Origin of the sequence: Paenibacillus vini (assembly GCF_018403325.1) — a bacterium.
GTDB lineage: Bacteria > Bacillota > Bacilli > Paenibacillales > Paenibacillaceae > Fontibacillus > Fontibacillus vini.
In genome coordinates this window covers 1-17,500 of record NZ_BOSL01000020.1, presented here as the reverse complement: position 1 = coordinate 17,500, position 17,500 = coordinate 1, and the positions used below count along the sequence as shown (strand labels likewise).

The 17,500-nt window shown below is 49.2% G+C and carries 17 protein-coding genes, 10 tRNA genes and 1 rRNA gene; 3 read left to right on the top strand and 25 right to left on the bottom strand.

The features are described 5' to 3' along the window. Positions 1-4: 4 nt before the first annotated feature. The 5 genes from KJS57_RS22690 to KJS57_RS22670 all read right to left on the bottom strand — a co-directional run bounded on the left by KJS57_RS22690 (position 5) and on the right by KJS57_RS22670 (position 4,326). Entirely contained in the window at positions 5-961 is a 957-nt protein-coding gene (locus tag KJS57_RS22690) for a cation diffusion facilitator family transporter (protein ID WP_213656448.1), read from the bottom strand. A gap of 115 nt (positions 962-1,076) precedes the next feature. After that, entirely contained in the window at positions 1,077-1,919 is an 843-nt protein-coding gene (secF, locus tag KJS57_RS22685) for a protein translocase subunit SecF (RefSeq protein WP_244861678.1), read from the bottom strand. A gap of 49 nt (positions 1,920-1,968) precedes the next feature. Further along, complete coding sequence (gene secD / locus KJS57_RS22680) at positions 1,969-3,222, bottom strand: protein translocase subunit SecD (RefSeq protein WP_213656447.1); 1,254 nt, start codon at positions 3,220-3,222, stop codon at positions 1,969-1,971. A 19-nt stretch (positions 3,223-3,241) separates the two neighbouring features. Further along, a complete protein-coding gene (locus KJS57_RS22675) occupies positions 3,242-3,940 on the bottom strand; it encodes a preprotein translocase subunit SecD (RefSeq protein WP_213656446.1) in 699 nt (232 codons plus the stop codon). Positions 3,941-4,068: 128 nt separating this feature from the next. After that, positions 4,069-4,326, bottom strand: coding sequence for a post-transcriptional regulator (locus KJS57_RS22670; protein ID WP_211020158.1), 258 nt, complete (start codon positions 4,324-4,326; stop codon positions 4,069-4,071). A gap of 171 nt (positions 4,327-4,497) precedes the next feature. Between KJS57_RS22670 and spoVB the strand changes: the two genes are divergently transcribed. Next, on the top strand, positions 4,498-6,078 hold the full coding sequence (gene spoVB / locus KJS57_RS22665) for a stage V sporulation protein B (RefSeq protein ID WP_213656445.1): 1,581 nt from the start codon (positions 4,498-4,500) through the stop codon (positions 6,076-6,078). Between the two features lie 14 nt (positions 6,079-6,092). On the opposite strand, the gene KJS57_RS22660 is transcribed toward spoVB, so the two are convergent. Then, a complete protein-coding gene (locus KJS57_RS22660) occupies positions 6,093-6,782 on the bottom strand; it encodes a YetF domain-containing protein (RefSeq protein ID WP_373316853.1) in 690 nt (229 codons plus the stop codon). A gap of 218 nt (positions 6,783-7,000) precedes the next feature. Here KJS57_RS22660 and KJS57_RS22655 point away from each other — a divergent pair, with 218 nt between their 5' ends. Continuing rightward, the gene (locus KJS57_RS22655) at positions 7,001-7,393 is read left to right on the top strand and encodes a TIGR04086 family membrane protein (protein ID WP_213656444.1); all 393 of its coding nucleotides are present in this window, start codon (positions 7,001-7,003) and stop codon (positions 7,391-7,393) included. Positions 7,394-7,470: 77 nt separating this feature from the next. Continuing rightward, complete coding sequence (locus tag KJS57_RS22650) at positions 7,471-8,292, top strand: phosphatase PAP2 family protein (RefSeq protein WP_213656443.1); 822 nt, start codon at positions 7,471-7,473, stop codon at positions 8,290-8,292. A gap of 72 nt (positions 8,293-8,364) precedes the next feature. Here the strand turns inward: KJS57_RS22650 and yajC are convergent, their stop codons facing one another. The 19 genes from yajC to rrf form a co-directional block, all read right to left on the bottom strand. Then, positions 8,365-8,667: a preprotein translocase subunit YajC gene (gene yajC, locus KJS57_RS22645; RefSeq protein WP_213656442.1), complete on the bottom strand. Its 303-nt coding sequence runs from the start codon at positions 8,665-8,667 to the stop codon at positions 8,365-8,367. 35 nt (positions 8,668-8,702) lie between these two features. After that, the gene (tgt, locus tag KJS57_RS22640) at positions 8,703-9,839 is read right to left on the bottom strand and encodes a tRNA guanosine(34) transglycosylase Tgt (RefSeq protein WP_211020169.1); all 1,137 of its coding nucleotides are present in this window, start codon (positions 9,837-9,839) and stop codon (positions 8,703-8,705) included. Between the two features lie 24 nt (positions 9,840-9,863). Next, positions 9,864-10,892: a tRNA preQ1(34) S-adenosylmethionine ribosyltransferase-isomerase QueA gene (gene queA, locus KJS57_RS22635; protein ID WP_213656441.1), complete on the bottom strand. Its 1,029-nt coding sequence runs from the start codon at positions 10,890-10,892 to the stop codon at positions 9,864-9,866. 10 nt (positions 10,893-10,902) lie between these two features. Further along, positions 10,903-13,005, bottom strand: a complete 2,103-nt coding sequence (locus tag KJS57_RS22630; RefSeq protein ID WP_244861674.1) for a SpoIID/LytB domain-containing protein — start codon at positions 13,003-13,005, stop codon at positions 10,903-10,905. Positions 13,006-13,053: 48 nt separating this feature from the next. Beyond that, a complete protein-coding gene (gene ruvB, locus KJS57_RS22625; protein WP_213656479.1) occupies positions 13,054-14,061 on the bottom strand; it encodes a Holliday junction branch migration DNA helicase RuvB in 1,008 nt (335 codons plus the stop codon). Between the two features lie 36 nt (positions 14,062-14,097). Continuing rightward, positions 14,098-14,718, bottom strand: coding sequence for a Holliday junction branch migration protein RuvA (gene ruvA, locus KJS57_RS22620; protein ID WP_211020175.1), 621 nt, complete (start codon positions 14,716-14,718; stop codon positions 14,098-14,100). Further along, positions 14,715-15,218: a crossover junction endodeoxyribonuclease RuvC gene (gene ruvC / locus KJS57_RS22615; protein ID WP_211020177.1), complete on the bottom strand. Its 504-nt coding sequence runs from the start codon at positions 15,216-15,218 to the stop codon at positions 14,715-14,717. Before ruvC ends, ruvA begins: the two co-directional genes overlap by 4 nt. 235 nt (positions 15,219-15,453) lie before the next feature. After that, a complete protein-coding gene (locus tag KJS57_RS22610) occupies positions 15,454-16,143 on the bottom strand; it encodes a BofC C-terminal domain-containing protein (RefSeq protein WP_213656440.1) in 690 nt (229 codons plus the stop codon). Between the two features lie 175 nt (positions 16,144-16,318). Next, positions 16,319-16,392, bottom strand: a tRNA-Pro gene (locus KJS57_RS22605). Between the two features lie 5 nt (positions 16,393-16,397). Continuing rightward, positions 16,398-16,477, bottom strand: a tRNA-Leu gene (locus KJS57_RS22600). Positions 16,478-16,497: 20 nt separating this feature from the next. Beyond that, positions 16,498-16,574: transfer RNA gene (locus tag KJS57_RS22595), tRNA-Arg, on the bottom strand. A gap of 6 nt (positions 16,575-16,580) precedes the next feature. Then, a tRNA-Gly gene (locus KJS57_RS22590) sits at positions 16,581-16,655 on the bottom strand. Between the two features lie 16 nt (positions 16,656-16,671). Then, positions 16,672-16,747, bottom strand: a tRNA-Lys gene (locus tag KJS57_RS22585). A gap of 24 nt (positions 16,748-16,771) precedes the next feature. Next, a tRNA-Asp gene (locus KJS57_RS22580) sits at positions 16,772-16,848 on the bottom strand. A 33-nt stretch (positions 16,849-16,881) separates the two neighbouring features. Beyond that, a tRNA-Met gene (locus KJS57_RS22575) sits at positions 16,882-16,955 on the bottom strand. Between the two features lie 38 nt (positions 16,956-16,993). Next, positions 16,994-17,069 (bottom strand) — tRNA-Val (locus tag KJS57_RS22570). Between the two features lie 141 nt (positions 17,070-17,210). After that, a tRNA-Glu gene (locus KJS57_RS22565) sits at positions 17,211-17,285 on the bottom strand. Between the two features lie 6 nt (positions 17,286-17,291). Beyond that, positions 17,292-17,367, bottom strand: a tRNA-Asn gene (locus KJS57_RS22560). A 7-nt stretch (positions 17,368-17,374) separates the two neighbouring features. Then, a 5S ribosomal RNA gene (rrf, locus tag KJS57_RS22555) occupies positions 17,375-17,491 on the bottom strand. Positions 17,492-17,500 lie beyond the last annotated feature (9 nt).

The following is a 17,500-nucleotide window of genomic DNA, read 5'->3' as shown; positions in this document are numbered from 1 at the left end:
CAGGCTATTGAATTAAAGTCGGCAGGTCATCGCCGGGCCCTTCATTATTGCTCTTATAAGGATAACCGGGATCATAGGGCAAAACCTGAATACTGACATCGCTAACATGAGAAAACCGGTTCATCAGCAGTACCTTGGCCCGGTTCGCAATATCATTCGCTTCCATCACAGTAATCCGCGGATTTACGCTTATTCGCGCGGTAATAGTTACATAATGGCCGTTCTCCTGAGCTTTCAGCTCCTCTACAGTGATGACGCCATGCACCCGTTGAACGGTTTCAATAAATCGTGTGGCGTCTTCCTCCTGCATCTCTGAAATCAATGAGCCGTAAACGGAGCCGCGCACCATAAGATAAACCCGCCAAAGGACCATGCACGCTACGAATAGCGCTGCAGCCGGATCCAGATAGAGCAATGCCGGCAACTCCATCGCCTGCCCGGTCATGGTTCCGAATACGCCGATCAGCACGGCAACGGAGGAATACCAGGAGTAACGATGGGCTTCGATGAGAAATTGCGTATGCTCGCCCGGTTGTTTTCGGGATTGACGGTATTGAAATTGAAACAAAGCTTCCTTCAAGGCAATAGAGATCACAATAGCGACACCGGCCAAATACCCCGGAGGTACGAGGTCCCCTTTTGACACGGCAGCGATTGATGAAATCCCCATCTGAAAACTTCCCATCAGCAAAAAAACAGACAGAATAATAACCAGCAGCGGTTCCCCTGCCCTGCTTGGTGCATTGACAGACTGCACTATTCTTTTTTTTGGCCGTCTGTGGAGTTTAAATTTATCCGAGACCATGGCAGCGGCATCCGAAGCCGAATAAAGAGCATCGGCCAGCAATGCCCGGCTGTCGAACAGCAGGCCTACCACTCCTTTGAAAGCGGCTAAGACAATATGATTGGCAATCCCGAGCCATGCTGCAGAATCAGCTGGAGCGGCTTGTTCGCGTCGCATATGAATCCTCCTGAAGCACTCAATAGATAGAACAGAACGGTAAAGCCGCGTCAATTTCGACGCGGCTCTATCATACCAAATTTAAGGCAAAATGGTCCTTTTTTAATATTGATTATTAGGACGCTTTGGCCGGCTTATTTTTTTGTTTGCTCTTAAGAACGAACCACAACGGGCTGGCGATAAAGATGGTCGAATATGCGCCGAACAGAAGCCCGATAACCATAGCCAGCGAGAACATCCGAATGGATTCCCCACCTAGCAAGAACAAGAAGAACGCTGCGATAAAGACCGTCAAAGCGGTGTAAATAGACCGCATAATCGTCTGGGAAATACTTTTGTTCACCAGCTCGGCCAAATCGTGATTTGTTTTCAACTTACTGAACCGCAGGTTCTCACGGATCCGGTCAAATATAACGATCGTGTCATTAATGGAATAACCGATGATGGTCAAAACGGCAATAATGAAGGTCAGATCGACTTCGAAGCGGAATATGGAGAAGACCGCGACAACCAGGAAAGCGTCATGTAACAGTGAAACGATCGCCGCCACTGCGAAGCGCCATTCAAACCGGATGCTGACATAAATGATAATGCCAAGGCAGGAAATCAGGACGGCATAAATCGCATTTCTCGCCAATTCCTTCGCCATCTCCGGATCTACTGTATTGACTTCGAAGGAAGCCTTCTCGTCAAGCTTCGTAATTTCCGCTTTCAACTGGGACTCCTGATCCTCGTTAAGCACATTGGTGAAACGGATGGTCATGCGGTCCTCGCCCGGATTAACCGTTGTTCCATCATCAATGCCGAGTTTGTTGAGAATCGGATTTACCTGTTCTTCAGTCAGCTTATGGGAAGTCGTAATATCGACGTTGGAACCCGCCCGGAAGTCTACGCTGTAGTTCAATCCGAACAAGGACAGGCAGATGATCCCGACGATCGTCAATGCAATCGAAACCATGTAGCAATATTTGCTGATATGCACAAAGTTAAAGTTTTTTACGTTTTTATTAAAGCTCACTGATTTCACTCTCCTTTACACCGAAGTACTTCGGCTTCGACAATTTGCCTGCCTTAACCAGCAGGTTCAGAAGCCAACGGGAGAGGTAAACGTTCGTAGCGATACTGAGCACGATTTCCACGATCAGGACGAGCGCAAAGCCTTTGACGGCACCGGTCCCGAACCAGTACATGACAGCAGCAACGATAATGGTCGTAATATTCGAATCGAGTACGGTACGCAAAGAGTGCTTGTCCCCTGCTCTAACGGCGGACATGATGCTTTTGCCGGTTCGCATTTCTTCATGAATCCGTTCATTGGTAATGATATTGGCATCGACGGCCATCCCGATCCCGAGAATCAACGCCGCAATCCCTGGCAAGGTCAAGGTGAAATCAGCCCACACAAACACCAGGATGAGCAGCCAAGTATGAACGATCAGAGTAAATGCGGCAACCAGACCGGGAACCCGGTACATGCCGACCATAAACAGCAAAATGAATACCGAAGCAATCAAACCTGCTTCAATAGTCCGGTCAAGTGATTGCTTCCCGAGCGTAGCGCCGACGCTCTGCGAATATTTCTCCGTCAATTTGAGCGGCAGAGCGCCGAGATTGATTTGATCGCGCAATTCTTTAGCTTCGTTCAGATCGCCGCCGACGCTGATCGAGGCGGTTCCGTCCGTCAGGACGGCCTGTACCACAGGAGCGGAGATCAATTGATCATTCATGTAGATCGCCAGCGGTTGACCGAGCAAGCGCTTGGTAACCTCCGCAAACTTATCTTTACTCTTTACCTTAATGCTTACAAGGGGTTCATTCATCTGGTTAAATTCCAGCTTGGCCCCATTTTCGGCAAAGTCGGTACCGATCATTTCAATTTTCTTGTATTCGTCGGCCGCTGTTTCCGTTCCATCTTTACTGCGGAACGTAAGTGAAGCCGGCTCCTTCATTTGCTTGCGGACTTCAGCTTCGTCCGTTACTCCCGCCAGTTTCAGACGGATACGGTTCGTTCCTTCGGTCGTAACCTCCGGTTCGCTGGTCCCCAATTTATTCGCCCGTTCTTCAAGGCTTTGGGCTGTCTTAAGCAATGATTCCCTGGATACTTTTGCTCCGCCTTCCATCGGCGTTGCTTCATACAAAATCTCAAATCCGCCTTTTAAATCAAGGCCGAGATGCACATTGTTCAGCAGGCCGGGGGTAGACCAGACCATAATGCCGGTTGTGACTACCACGACGGTTATGAATGCTATAATTCTTTTCATCCCGTACTTACTTCCCCTTTCAGTTTTCAATCTCTGTAAGTTTAAGAGGCAAGGCCCCCAGACTGATCAAATCGCATATTTGTTTCGCATCTTCTAAATCTCCTCCTACGGAGATGGAGGCGCGACCATCCGTAAGAACACCCTGGATGATTGGCGCGGAAATCAATCTATCGTCCATAAAGATCGCCAGCGGTTGACCGAGCAATCGCTCCGTCACCTCCGCCAGTTTGTCCTTGCTCTTAAATTCGATGTTTACCATAGGCTCATTTACCTGGTTATAAACCAATTCGGTTTCTTCTTTAACGAGATCCGATCCGGTCATTTCAATAGCATTGTATTCGTCGTCCGCCGTTTCACTCCCGTCTTTACTTCGAAAAGTAAGAAACGCCGGTTCTTCCAGACTCCTTCGGACCTCGTCCTCGTCCGTTACATCCGCCAGTCTGACGCGAATCCGCTTGTTACCGTCAACTCTGATTTCAGGCTTGCTTATTCCCAGAGCTTCGGCTCGTGCCTCAAGACTTTGAACCGTCGAGATCAGTGCGTCTTTGGTTACCGGAGCTCCGCCATCCATCGGCGTTGCTTCATACATAATCACGAAAGCCTCTTTGTGATCAAGCCCCGAATAATCCTTGTTTTGCGGTCCAGGGGTTGAGCAGCCTGTAATTGTTATGCTCATGATGACAACCAGGACGGTTATGGATGCGAAGATCCTTTTCATCCGATACTCGTTCCCCTTTCAATACTCAATATTCCTATTATAGCTACGCATGAAAAGACCGTCAATTTATCAAATATTGTCGTTTTGATTAACGGTACTGCATGAATACATCACAAAAAAGACCCCTTTCAATCGAAACGGGATCCACGGTATGCGGAAATCGTCATATAATTCATGAATTGGGTAGCTTTCAAAGAAAGGATGTCATTCACAAGCTGATATAAAGGCGGAAAACCGTTCTTCTCGTACTTCTGATTCACACACTCCCAAATGTCCGGTCCGGTTACCTGTTCGTAACCGATCAGCCGGAATTCCTCCGCTTTGCTTCGGCATAAACTTTCGATCGCCTCATTCAATTCCTTCTCGCCCATTACGTCCTCAGCCATCATGATGCCTCCTTCCCTCTCCCCGTCTATTTAACATTCTACCTTATTTTCTGTAATCCTGCATTGGGATCAAAAAGACAAGTCATGAATCGGGACAGGTCCGGCATATTCTTAGTAACAACTGTTGTTATTGTTGCCATTTCGCTTCTAATCGGGAGAGAGGGAACCACTTTGAATAAACAAACCTTTATCCAGGGCACCATGATTTTGCTGGCTGCGGGCATTGTCAATCGTATTCTAGGCTTTATCCCCCGGATTCTTCTGCCCCGAATCATCGGAGCGGAAGGCGTCGGGCTTTATCAGCTCGGTTATCCGTTTTTCCTGGTTCTCGTAACCATCATAGCCGGAGGCATTCCCTTGGCAGTAGCCAAGCTTGTTGCCGAAGCGGAATCGGCCGGAAACCCGGAACGCTCAAAAACCGTATTGCGGACGAGCCTGATATTTGCCATGGCAGCCGGCTTGCTGTTTACAGTCTTATGTATCCTGGGAGCGCCGTTGGCAAGCCGCTATATTCTTACTGATGCGCGCGTATATCAAACCTTTGTCGCGATGAGTCCCATGATCGCCATCGTGGCAGTATCCTCTGTTTATCGCGGTTATTTTCAGGGGAAACAGGACATGATTCCATCCGCGGCCTCTTCAATTATCGAGACGATAGCCAGAATCATCTGTGTACTATGGTTCTCCTATCTGCTGCTTCCGATGGGTATCGAATATGCAGCTGCCGGAGCCATGCTGGGCGTTGTAGCCGGAGAAATTGCCGGAATGGCAGTTCTGCTGCTTCAGTACCGGCGCCTGAAATCACGGGAAAAATCACTTGCCGCCAAAGACCAACCATCCGAAGGCGCTGTGCCGAGGAAGGAAGCATTCGTGCCTATGCTTCGCAGAATCATGAGGATTGCAATTCCCGTAACCGGGGGGCGCTTGGTCGGTTCCATGTCCTATCTTCTGGAATCGATCACAACGGCCCAAAGTCTTGCCCTCGCGGGGATCGCAACCGCCATTGCGACCGCTCAATACGGAGCGTTGCAGGGAATGATCATCCCGCTTCTATTACTGCCGGGAGCGCTGACTTCCTCCTTGGCCGTCTCACTCGTTCCGTCGCTTGCGGAAGCTCAGGCAAGGGGCGATATGAGGACCATTCACCTCCGTCTCCACCAGTCGATTCGGCTTGCGCTTGTAACCGGCGCACCATTTGCGGTAATTATGTATGTTTTGGCTGAACCTCTCTGCATGTTGATCTATAATAACAGCGAAATTGCCGGAATGCTGAAAATTATGGCCCCGTTCGCTCTTTTCCTGTATGTTCAGGCACCGCTTCAAGCCGCCTTGCAGGCACTGGATAAACCCGGCCGGGCTTTGATCAATACCTTAATCGGAGCCATCGTAAAAATCGTTCTGATCCTATACTTAGCCTCCAATCCTTCTTTCGGGATATATGGAGCCATTCTGGCCATCATCGTCAACTTCGTCATCGTCACTTTACTGCATGGGTACAGCGTCGCCAGGACATTAAAATATCGCCTTCCGTTGCTGGATGTCATCAAGGTTTGCTGTGGAATGGTCATTATGGCCGGAGCGACAACCTATCTCAACAATCATTTTCAATTCAGCGACAGCCAGGGAATTCAGTTTTTGTGTGCCGCTTTTTTCTCTACTCTGCTGTATCTTGCTTTAGCCGGAATCACGGGTTTAATCGATCTGCATGACATCAAGCGTATGCCATTGATCCGCAAGTGGTTTCGAGGATGATCAGCCGCTTGGAGTCATTTCTTGTCTTTTAGATTGACATATAGCCTTCCTTTATGATCAATAGAGCAAAAAAAGACATCTTTAAAATCATAAACTCCTTTGGATTGAATTTGATTTTTCAGCCAAAACCTGGTTTTTCCCATCTGTTTTAAATTATCGTCATCCACCTTGCCATCCAAAATCAGCGGTAAAGGAAGCGCCTCGTATTTTACTTTGAACACCAAAGAAGATAGGGCCGCTTCTCTTTTTTTGTTCATTTTGTTTTTGTCGCCGGAAGCGTTATCACTAGACTTATCCTTTGGCAAAACGCTCAGTTGGCCGCTTGTTTCCAGAACTGCGAATTCAACATCCGCAATGTTGTCGATATTTTGGGAACGAAGCTGCATAAGAAGGTCATCCAGATTATAACGCTGTTTTTTCATTTCCTTTTCGTTAATATCGCCATTACGAATAATTACGCTGGGCTTACCGTCAAACCATAGGCGTATCTTGCGAAAACGAAGCGAAAGGACGGCGATGCCGATTTGAATCAGCAGCAGAGTTAACATCGGTACCCAGCCTTCATATAGCGGGCGGTTCTGATCCTCCAAGGCAAAAACGGCTATTTCAGCGATCATGATGGATATGACGAGATCGAAAATGGATAATTGTCCGATTTCCCTTTTTCCCATAATCCTCATAACGGCGAATACCATCACATACATAATCACAGTACGAAAAACAACAGCTGATACGTGTGCCGCCACCTCAAATCCCCCCCTTGTGTCATTGCTCTTTAAAGTCAAGGATGTACCTGGTAGTCTGACCCCGGTCATTCGATTCCATGCCAAACAATATATTCCTAAAGATCTTCAGTTCCTGTCATATCGACCGATGCTTGACCATAAAATGGGGATAACAAGACATGATTGGGGGATCTTATATGCATTTCATTCGCCGTATGGTTTCTTTTAGACTATCCCACCCTACTTTGTCCGGCTTATGGTACGCTTTTTTCTGGATGATGATTGGCGCTCTGGTCTTATCTTTGCTTCTGCAGTCCAGTGTATTGGAAGAAGACGAGCTCAAGTTGTACACCTATATAGTACATGGCGTATCACTGCTCGCCGGAGGTCTGGTCTCAGGTAAACGTGCCGGACAAAAAGGGTTGTATCAAGGTTCAATCACGGGGTTAATCTACGGAATCCTTCTGCTGTTAATCAGTTTTTTGGCCTTGGACCATTCGCTTGGATTAGGCGAGCTTGCCCTGATATTTCCCGCGCTGCTTCTCGGAGCAATTGGAGGGGTATTCGGGGTAAATTTGAACAAGAAGTAAAAGAACTGCAAACTTCTCCTTTCTCCTATATGTTAATCTGATGGAAGATTTCAGGTTGGGTAAAGGAGGTTTCCATTTTGCTATTCCATTCCATGCAGACCATTACGTGGTTCACCCTGCTGGTTCTTATCCTGTTTGTCTTGATCTGCTTCTTCCAAAATCCTTGGCATGCGGTCGTTGGCTTGGCCGGTGAATTGTTGAGATCGAGAAGATTCATGTGGACGTTCTTGCTGATGCTTGGGGTTTTGCTGCTAAACGGATACGAATTGGCATTGGAAAATAAGTTGTCTTACTCGGCGGACTTTACGCCGTGGATTTTCCGACTGGAAGGACATTTCGTGCAACAGGTTCAAAACTTGACTCACGCACCATGGCTTACGGGGATTACTTCCTTTTTTTATCTTATCGTTTTTCAGTCTTTGATTCTGGCTTCGCTCTTTATTTACGCTGGAGAAAAGAAAACCGTGTTCCTGCATGCGACCTGTTGTGCGGTAATTCTGAATTATCTGATCGCGATTCCATTCTATTTGCTGTTTCCGGTTAATGAAGTTTGGTCTTACCCGGTTTCAGGCGTTTCGTTTTATATGCTGGAGGCCTTTCCGGAGTTTGAAACCGTTTATCGTCCCCTTTCCGGGATTAATAACTGCTTTCCTAGCCTGCATACCTCCATCTCAGTCACCATGGCTATCCTTGCCGTACGCTCTGGTAACCGCCGATGGGGATTTTTCGCATCGATCAGCGCCGTTATTATCGTGTTCTCGATCTTTTATTTGGGAATTCACTGGCTCACGGATATGCTGGCCGGGTTGCTACTTGCGGGCGTATCTTCCACAATCGGCATCAACTGGGCCCAGCGCTGGAAAAGCAACTATAATCCCCGTTTCAATATTTCTGCATAATGGCAAAAAAGCCGCGAAAACCTCCGTGGAGGCTTTCGCGGCTTTCTTATTGCTAATTCGTATTCGTTTCTCTTAGCTTTCGGAAACTTTGTGGCTGATCGCACTGCGATCAAACGTCAGTTTCGTTACATCGTTGACGCGCAAGACTACGATATCATCGGTAAGCTCCATAATCGTGCCGTGAAGGCCACCAATCGTAATGATCTTGTCGCCTTTCTGAAGCGCATTGAGCATATTATTGCGGGTAGTCTGCTTTTTCTTCTGCGGACGGATCAGCAAGAAGTAAAACACGGCAAACATGATCACAAGGGGTACGATGAACGAAATCAGCGAACCGGTTCCGCCCGCCCCTGGAGTAGCTGCTAATGGAAACATTCCTTCTTCCTCCTTTCATTTTATAGCCTGGTTCATTAAAATCCTTTTTCGTTGCCAAACAGACCATACTGCTCAAAAAACTCATCCCGGAAGTCCAGCAGCCTGTCATCCATAATCGCCTGACGGACCTTGCCCATCAAATTGATCAGGAAGTGAAGGTTGTGGTATGTAGTCAACCGAAGACCGAACGTTTCGTCCGCCTTAATGAGATGGCGAAGATAAGCACGGGAATAGTTCCGGCAGGTATAGCAATCGCATTCCGGATCCAATGGCCCGAAATCCTTGGCATACTGAGCGTTTCGGACAACTAGTCTACCCTGACTCGTCATCGTGGTTCCATTACGGGCAATCCTTGTTGGCAAGACGCAATCAAACATATCGACTCCCCGAATCGCCCCTTCAATCAGAGCATCAGGAGAACCTACCCCCATCAGATAACGGGGTTTGTTTGTCGGCAACAGAGGAACCGTACATTCCAACATCTCATACATCAGATGTTTAGGCTCGCCCACACTCAGTCCACCAATAGCATACCCCGGAAAATCCAGGGAAGTCAAATCTCTGGCGCTCTGCTTGCGCAAATCTTCAAACATGCCGCCCTGAACGATTCCAAACAGGCCTTGATCATGCGGTCGGGCATGGCTTTTCAGGCAACGTTCCGCCCAGCGTGTGGTACGTTCCATCGATTTTTTTACATAATCGTAATCGGCAGGATAAGGAGCGCATTCGTCAAAGGCCATCATAATATCCGGACCTAGGGCATTTTCGATTTCCATCACCACTTCCGGTGATAGAAACAGCTTGTCCCCGTTCAAGTGAGAACGGAAGTGAACGCCTTCCTCCGTAATTTTGCGCATTTCGCTAAGCGAAAACACCTGAAACCCGCCGCTGTCGGTCAGAATGGCCCGGTCCCAGTTCATAAATTTATGGAGTCCGCCGGCTTCCTTGATAAGTTCATGTCCCGGACGCAGGAATAAGTGATACGTGTTGCTAAGAATGATCCGTGCACCCATGTCCTTCAATTCTTCCGGACTCATCGTTTTGACGGTGGCTTGTGTCCCGACCGGCATAAAGACTGGCGTCTCGATCGTACCGTGCGGAGTGTGAACCCGGCCCAATCTGGCCCCGGACTGCTTGCAGGTTTTGATGTGTTCGTAGGTAATCGCTGCCATTGTTATCATCCATCCTCTGTAGCCTTAATAAATAAACATAGCGTCGCCAAAACTGAAGAAACGGTATCTTTGTTCAATCGCTTCACGGTACGCCTTCAATATATTCTCCCGTCCCGCCAGCGCACTGACCAGCATTACGAGCGTTGATTTCGGGAGGTGAAAATTCGTGATTAGAGCATCCACCAATCCAAACTCATATCCCGGATAAATGAAGATCCCCGTCCATCCGCTGCTTTTGACCACAGGACCGCCAGCGCATTTCTGTGCTACCGTCTCCAGTGTCCGCGCAGATGTTGTTCCCACCGCGATGACACGGCCGCCTCTCGCTTTGGTCTCATTCAGGATATCCGCCGTCTCTTGAGGAAGCACATAATACTCCTCGTGCATGACATGGTCTTCAACGCGATCAACGGACATCGGGCGAAAAGTACCCAATCCGACATGAAGTGTGACGAAGGCAATGTCAATCCCTTTCGCCTTGATCTCCTCCAGCAAAGACTCGGTAAAATGCAGGCCGGCCGTTGGTGCCGCAGCTGAGCCTTCGTGTTTGGAGTAGACCGTCTGGTAACGCTCGCGATCATCCAGTTTCTCCTTAATGTAAGGAGGAAGCGGCATTTGACCCAAGCGATCTAGAATTTCATTAAAAATGCCTTGATAGGTGAAACGCAGAACTCGTCCGCCCATCTCCCCTTCCGATTCAACCGTTGCTTTTAATTCCTCGCTAAAGACAATGACTGAGCCGGTTTTTAACTTTTTCCCGGGTTTGACCAGCGCTTCCCAAAGATCTCCACCCAAATTTTTGAGCAGAAGCACCTCGGCTTTTGCGCCAGTATCTTCTTTGATGCCGAACAACCTCGCGGGGATAACCCGGGTGTCATTCAACACCAGGGTATCACCGGGCTTCAGATATTCTACAATATCCGAAAAAATACGATGCTGTGTGCTTCCGTCTCTTTTATTTAACGTCAACAGCCGGGAAGCGCTCCGATCCGCAAGCGGAGTCTGGGCGATCAACTCTTCCGGCAGTTCAAAATCGTACAAATCAACATTCATATTTACGCCTTCATTCCTTGACAATTGTCACATTTTGATAGTAGTGTTGCAAGATTTGCTGATAATCATACCCGGCATCCGCCATACCTTTTGCCCCCCATTGGGACATTCCGATTCCATGGCCGTAGCCCTTGCCGACAAACAGAAACTCGTTGGTTTGGTCAATTACGCGTGCAGTGCCGTTACCGTCCATAACCACCATATTTCCTCCATCCCAGCTTTTCACACCGGATGAAGTCAGCAGCGGAGTACCCGAAGCGGCCGTGCCGCTTGACGTCGTGCCCCCTGCACTCTGTACAGTATACCTTCCGGTAGCGGCAATATCAAACAGCGTGCTGGGCAGTCCGTTCAAAGCCGAACGGAAAGCATCCGGATATTTAACATCCAGGATTTGTCCATTCGCCTTGATCTGGGTAACGCGTCCGGATGGCCCTCTTTGGGTGATTTCCAGATTCAATATCGGTGACGGTGCCTCTGTTGTCGTTTTGCCTTTTAGGGATTTCAACAATTCCGCGGAACTGAATGGCCCTCGAATCCAGGCATACGCACTCGATTCATCCACTTTATCAAGTACAATGGCTTGGTCTCCAGGATTCAACTTGGCTACAGGATCTACGTCCGACTGAATCATCGGAAGGGGCCGAACCATGACGGAAGTCGTCGTTACCGTTAATTTCTGTAATCCGGCAGCGGTCGTGCTTCCCAACGATGCCGTATTATCTTCGCGAACATAACCCGTCGCCCCGTTTGACAGTAGCACATGGTACCATGATTTTAGCGAAGCCTGTACGACCTCGTCTTCCTTGCTCAGCACGCTGGAATACACGGGGTTGTAACTGCCCCATGCTTCCGTAGAATCCGCGGTTACCCCGCCACTGTTGGAAGAAAAGATTCCCTCCACAATTCTCCCGTCAGCCATCATCACTTCCCCGCTCGTACTGTCTACGGCTTGAATAATGCTGTTCGCTTCTTTCTCAGCACCGTTATAAACCTGACTTAAGGTTGTATCTACTAGCCCGGCTATTTTGAATTTATTAAGGGCGGCATTATAAAGGGCATAACTGCGTGCAGCAACCGCCTGAGCCTTTAATGACTCCTGTGGCCAGGAGGAGGATACCTCGGCTCCCACAACGGAATATAGGTATTGTTCCAATGATACTTCGTTCACAAGAGCGAGCTGTCCGCTATATCGGCTAATTTCGAAGTCACCACGATATTTTCGGGCGGATCGTTCAACCAATTGAAGCAAGGAATTATCGTCGTTGTCGCGGACTAGAAGAGCCTCATTTCCGCTGAGCTCATAATGCTCTACCGGGGATGGTGTATCTAAATTCAGCGTTACATCGTTGTGAATCAAAATCGATGTTCCCGTCTGTACGGCAGGTGCCCACGGTATTTGCGGGAAGACTTGAGCCAGCTGCCCCTGTATCGTCCCTAATTCGGCTTCATTGGACGCGCCACCGACCCAGACGGAATATTGCTGCGGTCCGGTCATAACGGCGGAGGCCTCTGTTCCTTGAGCGCTCAACGTATCAAGCACCGTATCGGCTTCGACTTTGCTTCTATAACTCCCGGCAGAAACATAGAAATTCCCATGAACGGACGGTTTTTGACCTTTGATCCAGGACGAAATCGAGCCTGCGACTCTGTCTACGGCTTTCCCAGCTTCTGCTGCATTCGCATATGGTCCGGTATAAACGCGATAAATCGTTCCTCCGCTGCTGTTCTGCGCAAAGGCAACGGGCTTATCGGTCGTACCTTGCAGCTTCTTAATCACAGCCGCCACAGTCTTCCAATCCGAGCTTTCCAAAGCTTTGACTTTATAACCGTCTACGCTGAACCGGGCGGATTGTCCGGGAGCAAACTGAACCCAGTTCTCCGTTCCTGATTGTGGACCTGCTCCCCAAGCCGCATCCCCTTTGATCGTAACCGCAGGGATCGTTGATTTGTAAGTGCTGCCTAGATCCAAGTACATGGCTACCCGAACATGAGGGCCGATTCCTGAGTCGGCGGATGCCGGAAGCTGGATCGCACCGGCCAGAAGAAGTCCGGCCAGTATCCCTTTTCCGCACCTGCTCCACTTGAATTTGATTCCCGAATTAGTTCCTTTCACGCGGTGATTCCTCCTTCATGATGCCAAGCTTATATCCTTATTCGCTCATTATTTCTGTACATCGGGAAGCGGTAAACCCAAATGATTATATGCCGCCGGCGTTACCATCCGCCCCCGTGGCGTCCGCTGTAAATAACCGATCTGCAGCAGATAGGGTTCATATACATCCTCGATCGTCTGGCTTTCTTCGCCGATCGTTGCCGCGATCGTGTCGAGTCCTACGGGGCCGCCCCGGAAACTCGTAATCATCGCGCGAAGCATCTTATGATCGATCAGATCCAGACCCATCGGATCCACCTGAAGCATCTGTAGCGCTTCTCTGGCGATTTCAGGGGTGATCATTCCGTCGCCCCGCACTTGGGCATAATCTCTTACCCGCTTCAACAGACGATTGGCAATCCGCGGAGTCCCCCGGGATCGGAGCGCAACCTCATCCGCGGCATCCCCGATAATCTCAATTCCCAAAATATCGGCATTGCGCGAAACGATAAAGCTAAGCTCGTCCTGCGTATAAAACTCAAGTCGGCTGACTACCCCGAAGCGGTCGCGCAGCGGAGCTGACAGCAGGCCTGCACGGGTCGTAGCGCCAACGAGTGTAAAAGGAGGCAGGTCCAGCCGGACGGAACGGGCGCTCGGCCCCTTGCCGATCATAATATCCAGCGCGAAATCCTCCATCGCCGGATAAAGAACTTCTTCCACTGTCCGGTGTAACCGATGGATTTCATCGATAAATAAGACGTCGCCCTCCTGCAGATTTGTCAATAAAGCGGCAAGATCGCCCGGCCGTTCAATCGCGGGACCCGACGTCGTCCGTAAATTCACACCAAGCTCGTTGGCGATAATGTTGGCGAGTGTCGTTTTTCCGAGTCCGGGAGGTCCATAAAGCAGGACATGATCCAGAGCTTCTTTGCGCATCTTCGCGGCTTCGATATATATTTTCAAATTTTCTTTGATTTGGTTTTGCCCAATATACTCCGCCAAATAGCGGGGACGCAGGCTCAGCTCGACGGCTTGGTCTTCCATCATCAAGTTCGCGGATATGATCCGGTCTTCCATCATCGCTTTCCAGCACCTCTTTCTTCCAGCCTGTTATCAACCTGCATATAGCAGCTTCAAGGCCTTTTTCATTACCGAATCAACGGCTTCATCCTGACTTACCTGATCCTTAAGCTTATTCCATACACGGTCCAATTCGGGATCGGTATATCCAAGCGCCTTCAAACCTTCTCTCGCTTCAGGCCAGCCCGGGGTTCCGTCTTCGAAAGCGGCCGATGCAGCAGGTACCGGGTCGAATAAAGAAGCCATGCCTCCCATGCCCTCAAGCTTGTCCTTCAAGTCCAGGATCATACGCTGCGCGGTCTTCTTCCCGATTCCCGGCAGCTTCGTCAGAAACGAAATATTCTCCTGATGGATCGCAGCCACCACCGTGTCCGGATTGCCGCCGCTCAATATCCCGAGCGCCACACGCGGTCCGATTCCCGACACCTCGATCAGCTTGCGGAACAGCTTCTGTTCTTCCCGCGTTGGAAATCCGAACAGCAGAATAGCGTCATCACGGACGTGATGATGCGTGTAAACTGTGATTGTATCTTGATTTTTGGCGGCAAACGCATAAGGGTTCGGACAGAAAACGCGATACCCTATGCCTTGTACATCCAAGACGACATATTCATTTTCAAGGTGGGCAACCTGGCCCCGTAAAAAATCAATCATGATCGCAATACCTCATTCAGCTTGGAATTTAACGTACATGAGTGTGCATGGCAAATCGCTACGGCAAGCGCATCGGCCACGTCATCCGGTTTTGGGATCGCCTGAAGCTTCAGGAACATTTTCGTCATTTCCTGGACCTGCCTTTTCTCGGCCTTTCCATATCCGACGATCGCCTGCTTAACCTGCATCGGCGTATATTCCGCTATAGGGAGCCCCTTCTGCATCGCTGCCAGAACCATAACGCCCCGCGCCTGGCTAACCGACATGGCTGTCGTTACGTTACGATTAAAAAACAACTTCTCCAGCGCCACAGCATCCGGTTTGTATTTGTCGATGAGCTGCACCATGCCTTCATAGACATGCAGCAAACGTTCCTCTTCAGGCGTGTGTGCCTCCGTTTGAATGCATCCGTATTGAACGGGGACACATTTACTGCCCTGCTTATCAATAAATCCGAAACCTACAATCGCGATTCCGGGATCAATGCCCAATATCCGCAAAGTTCAACCTCTCCCCAACCTGCTCAAGTCTTCCGGACAACCTCTTTATTTCAGGAATCCGGGTTTATGTCCGAATAAGCGAACATATGTATTCACTTTATTATAACAAAAGATCGGGACGATTGAGGAAAAAGTTTGTAGAACTTACTTTGAAAACAACTCTGCCATTTCCGCCAAAGCTCAAGTAAACAGCAAAAAGAGGCGTTATTGAATAACGCCCCTACGTTTATACGCATTACTGTTTATTCTGTTGCATCGTTTTCTCCGATTCTTCAACTGCAAAATCGCTGAAAGTGGACAAAACACTGTTGTATTCCTCGACATCCTGAATTCTTATGCCGTTCTTCAATTGCTGCAGCACCTCAGTCGGAAGCGCACTTTCCATAGTTTCCACATCTAATTGAAAAAAGGTTCGGATGACCTTTTCCTGCTTTGGCGGCCCGTCAAAAAGACTCAGATTGCCTTCTTTGTCGATGCCCACATACCCATCGCGGTTGCAAATCTCGGATAATCCTTGAATATGTTCATCAAACCACACATCACCCCCAGGACCCAGTCTTCCATCCCAAGTTGGGTGTTCCTTGACCAATTGGGCAATTTCTGCCGGTCTCATGAGCCCCAAAACGGAGCGGTCTTCGCCGCATGTATATATTTTATTTAAATGAACAATTCGTACCTGCGCGGTTTCCCGAAGCTCCTCTAACCATTCTTGCTGGGAATCGTCCTGTGCTTGAACATCCCGGAGGGTGCCCAGTGTCTCTAGCGCAAGCGGTTCATTCGTCATCAACTTTTCCATTTGTTCGGACAGAAGCATGCCTAGCCAAGCCATCAAAGCCACGAGAGCGCAAGCGCTGATTGTCCAAACGGCTCGTTTCATCCGTCTCCAACGTTTTCTGATTTGTTTTTTGGTATGAAAAATATTCACGACGATCCCCTTCTATCGGAGTTTTATGTATATTGTGACCTCGGAGGTCATGAAATATACAACAGAAGAGGAAGAACGGGGAACCGGCTTCTTATATGCTCAGTTCAATCTTTTAATTCAGTTCATTAGTTTGTGGACAAATAAAAAAACAGCCATCTGCGATGACTGTTTCTGATCGGGACGACACGATTTGAACATGCGACCCCCTGGTCCCAAACCAGGTGCTCTACCAAGCTGAGCTACGTCCCGATATATGCCGGTGAAGGGACTCGAACCCCCACGGTTTCCCTCACGATTTTGAGTCGCGCGCGTCTGCCAATTCCGCCACACCGGCTTATCCAATTATAAAGAAAATGGCGCGCCCTAAGAGATTCGAACTCCTGACCTTTTGATTCGTAGTCAAACGCTCTATCCAGCTGAGCTAAGGGCGCGTATTATGGAGCGGACGACGGGAATCGAACCCGCGACCCTCGCCTTGGCAAGGCGATGCTCTACCGCTGAGCCACGTCCGCAAACAAGTAATAAGACTGGTGAGCCATGAAGGACTCGAACCTTCGACACCCTGATTAAAAGTCAGGTGCTCTACCAACTGAGCTAATGGCTCGCATATGCGAATCTAAGATGAAAATGGCGGAGCCGACGGGATTCGAACCCGCGGTCTCCTGCGTGACAGGCAGGCATGTTAGGCCTCTACACCACGGCTCCACACTAGTAAATCTTGATCCCTTAAAGGGATGATTGCGGGGGCAGGATTTGAACCTGCGGCCTTCGGGTTATGAGCCCGACGAGCTACCGGGCTGCTCCACCCCGCGTCAGTAAAAAAACAATATTTACTTGTTAAAGTAAACTATGGTGGAGGCTGAGGGGATCGAACCCCCGACCCTCTGCTTGTAAGGCAGATGCTCTCCCAGCTGAGCTAAGCCTCCATATGTAATGCACTTATTAAGAAAAATGGTGACCCGTAGGGGATACTCTCACTTCGTTCGAGACTGCGATGTAACGCTAACGAAGTAAATGCTCCGACGAACCCCTAAAGGGCTTCTCATCCCCAGAAGCAATGTAATGAATGGTGACCCGTAGGGGATTCGAACCCCTGTTACCTCCGTGAAAGGGAGGTGTCTTAACCCCTTGACCAACGGGCCATAATATGGCTCCCCGAACAGGACTCGAACCTGTGACAACTCGATTAACAGTCGAGTGCTCTACCAACTGAGCTATCAGGGAATATTATGCTTGGCGGCGTCCTACTCTCCCAGGACCCTTCGGTCCAAGTACCATCGGCGCTGGAGGGCTTAACGGTCGTGTTCGGGATGGGTACGTGTGGAACCCCTCCGCCATCGCCACCAAACGGTTCAAG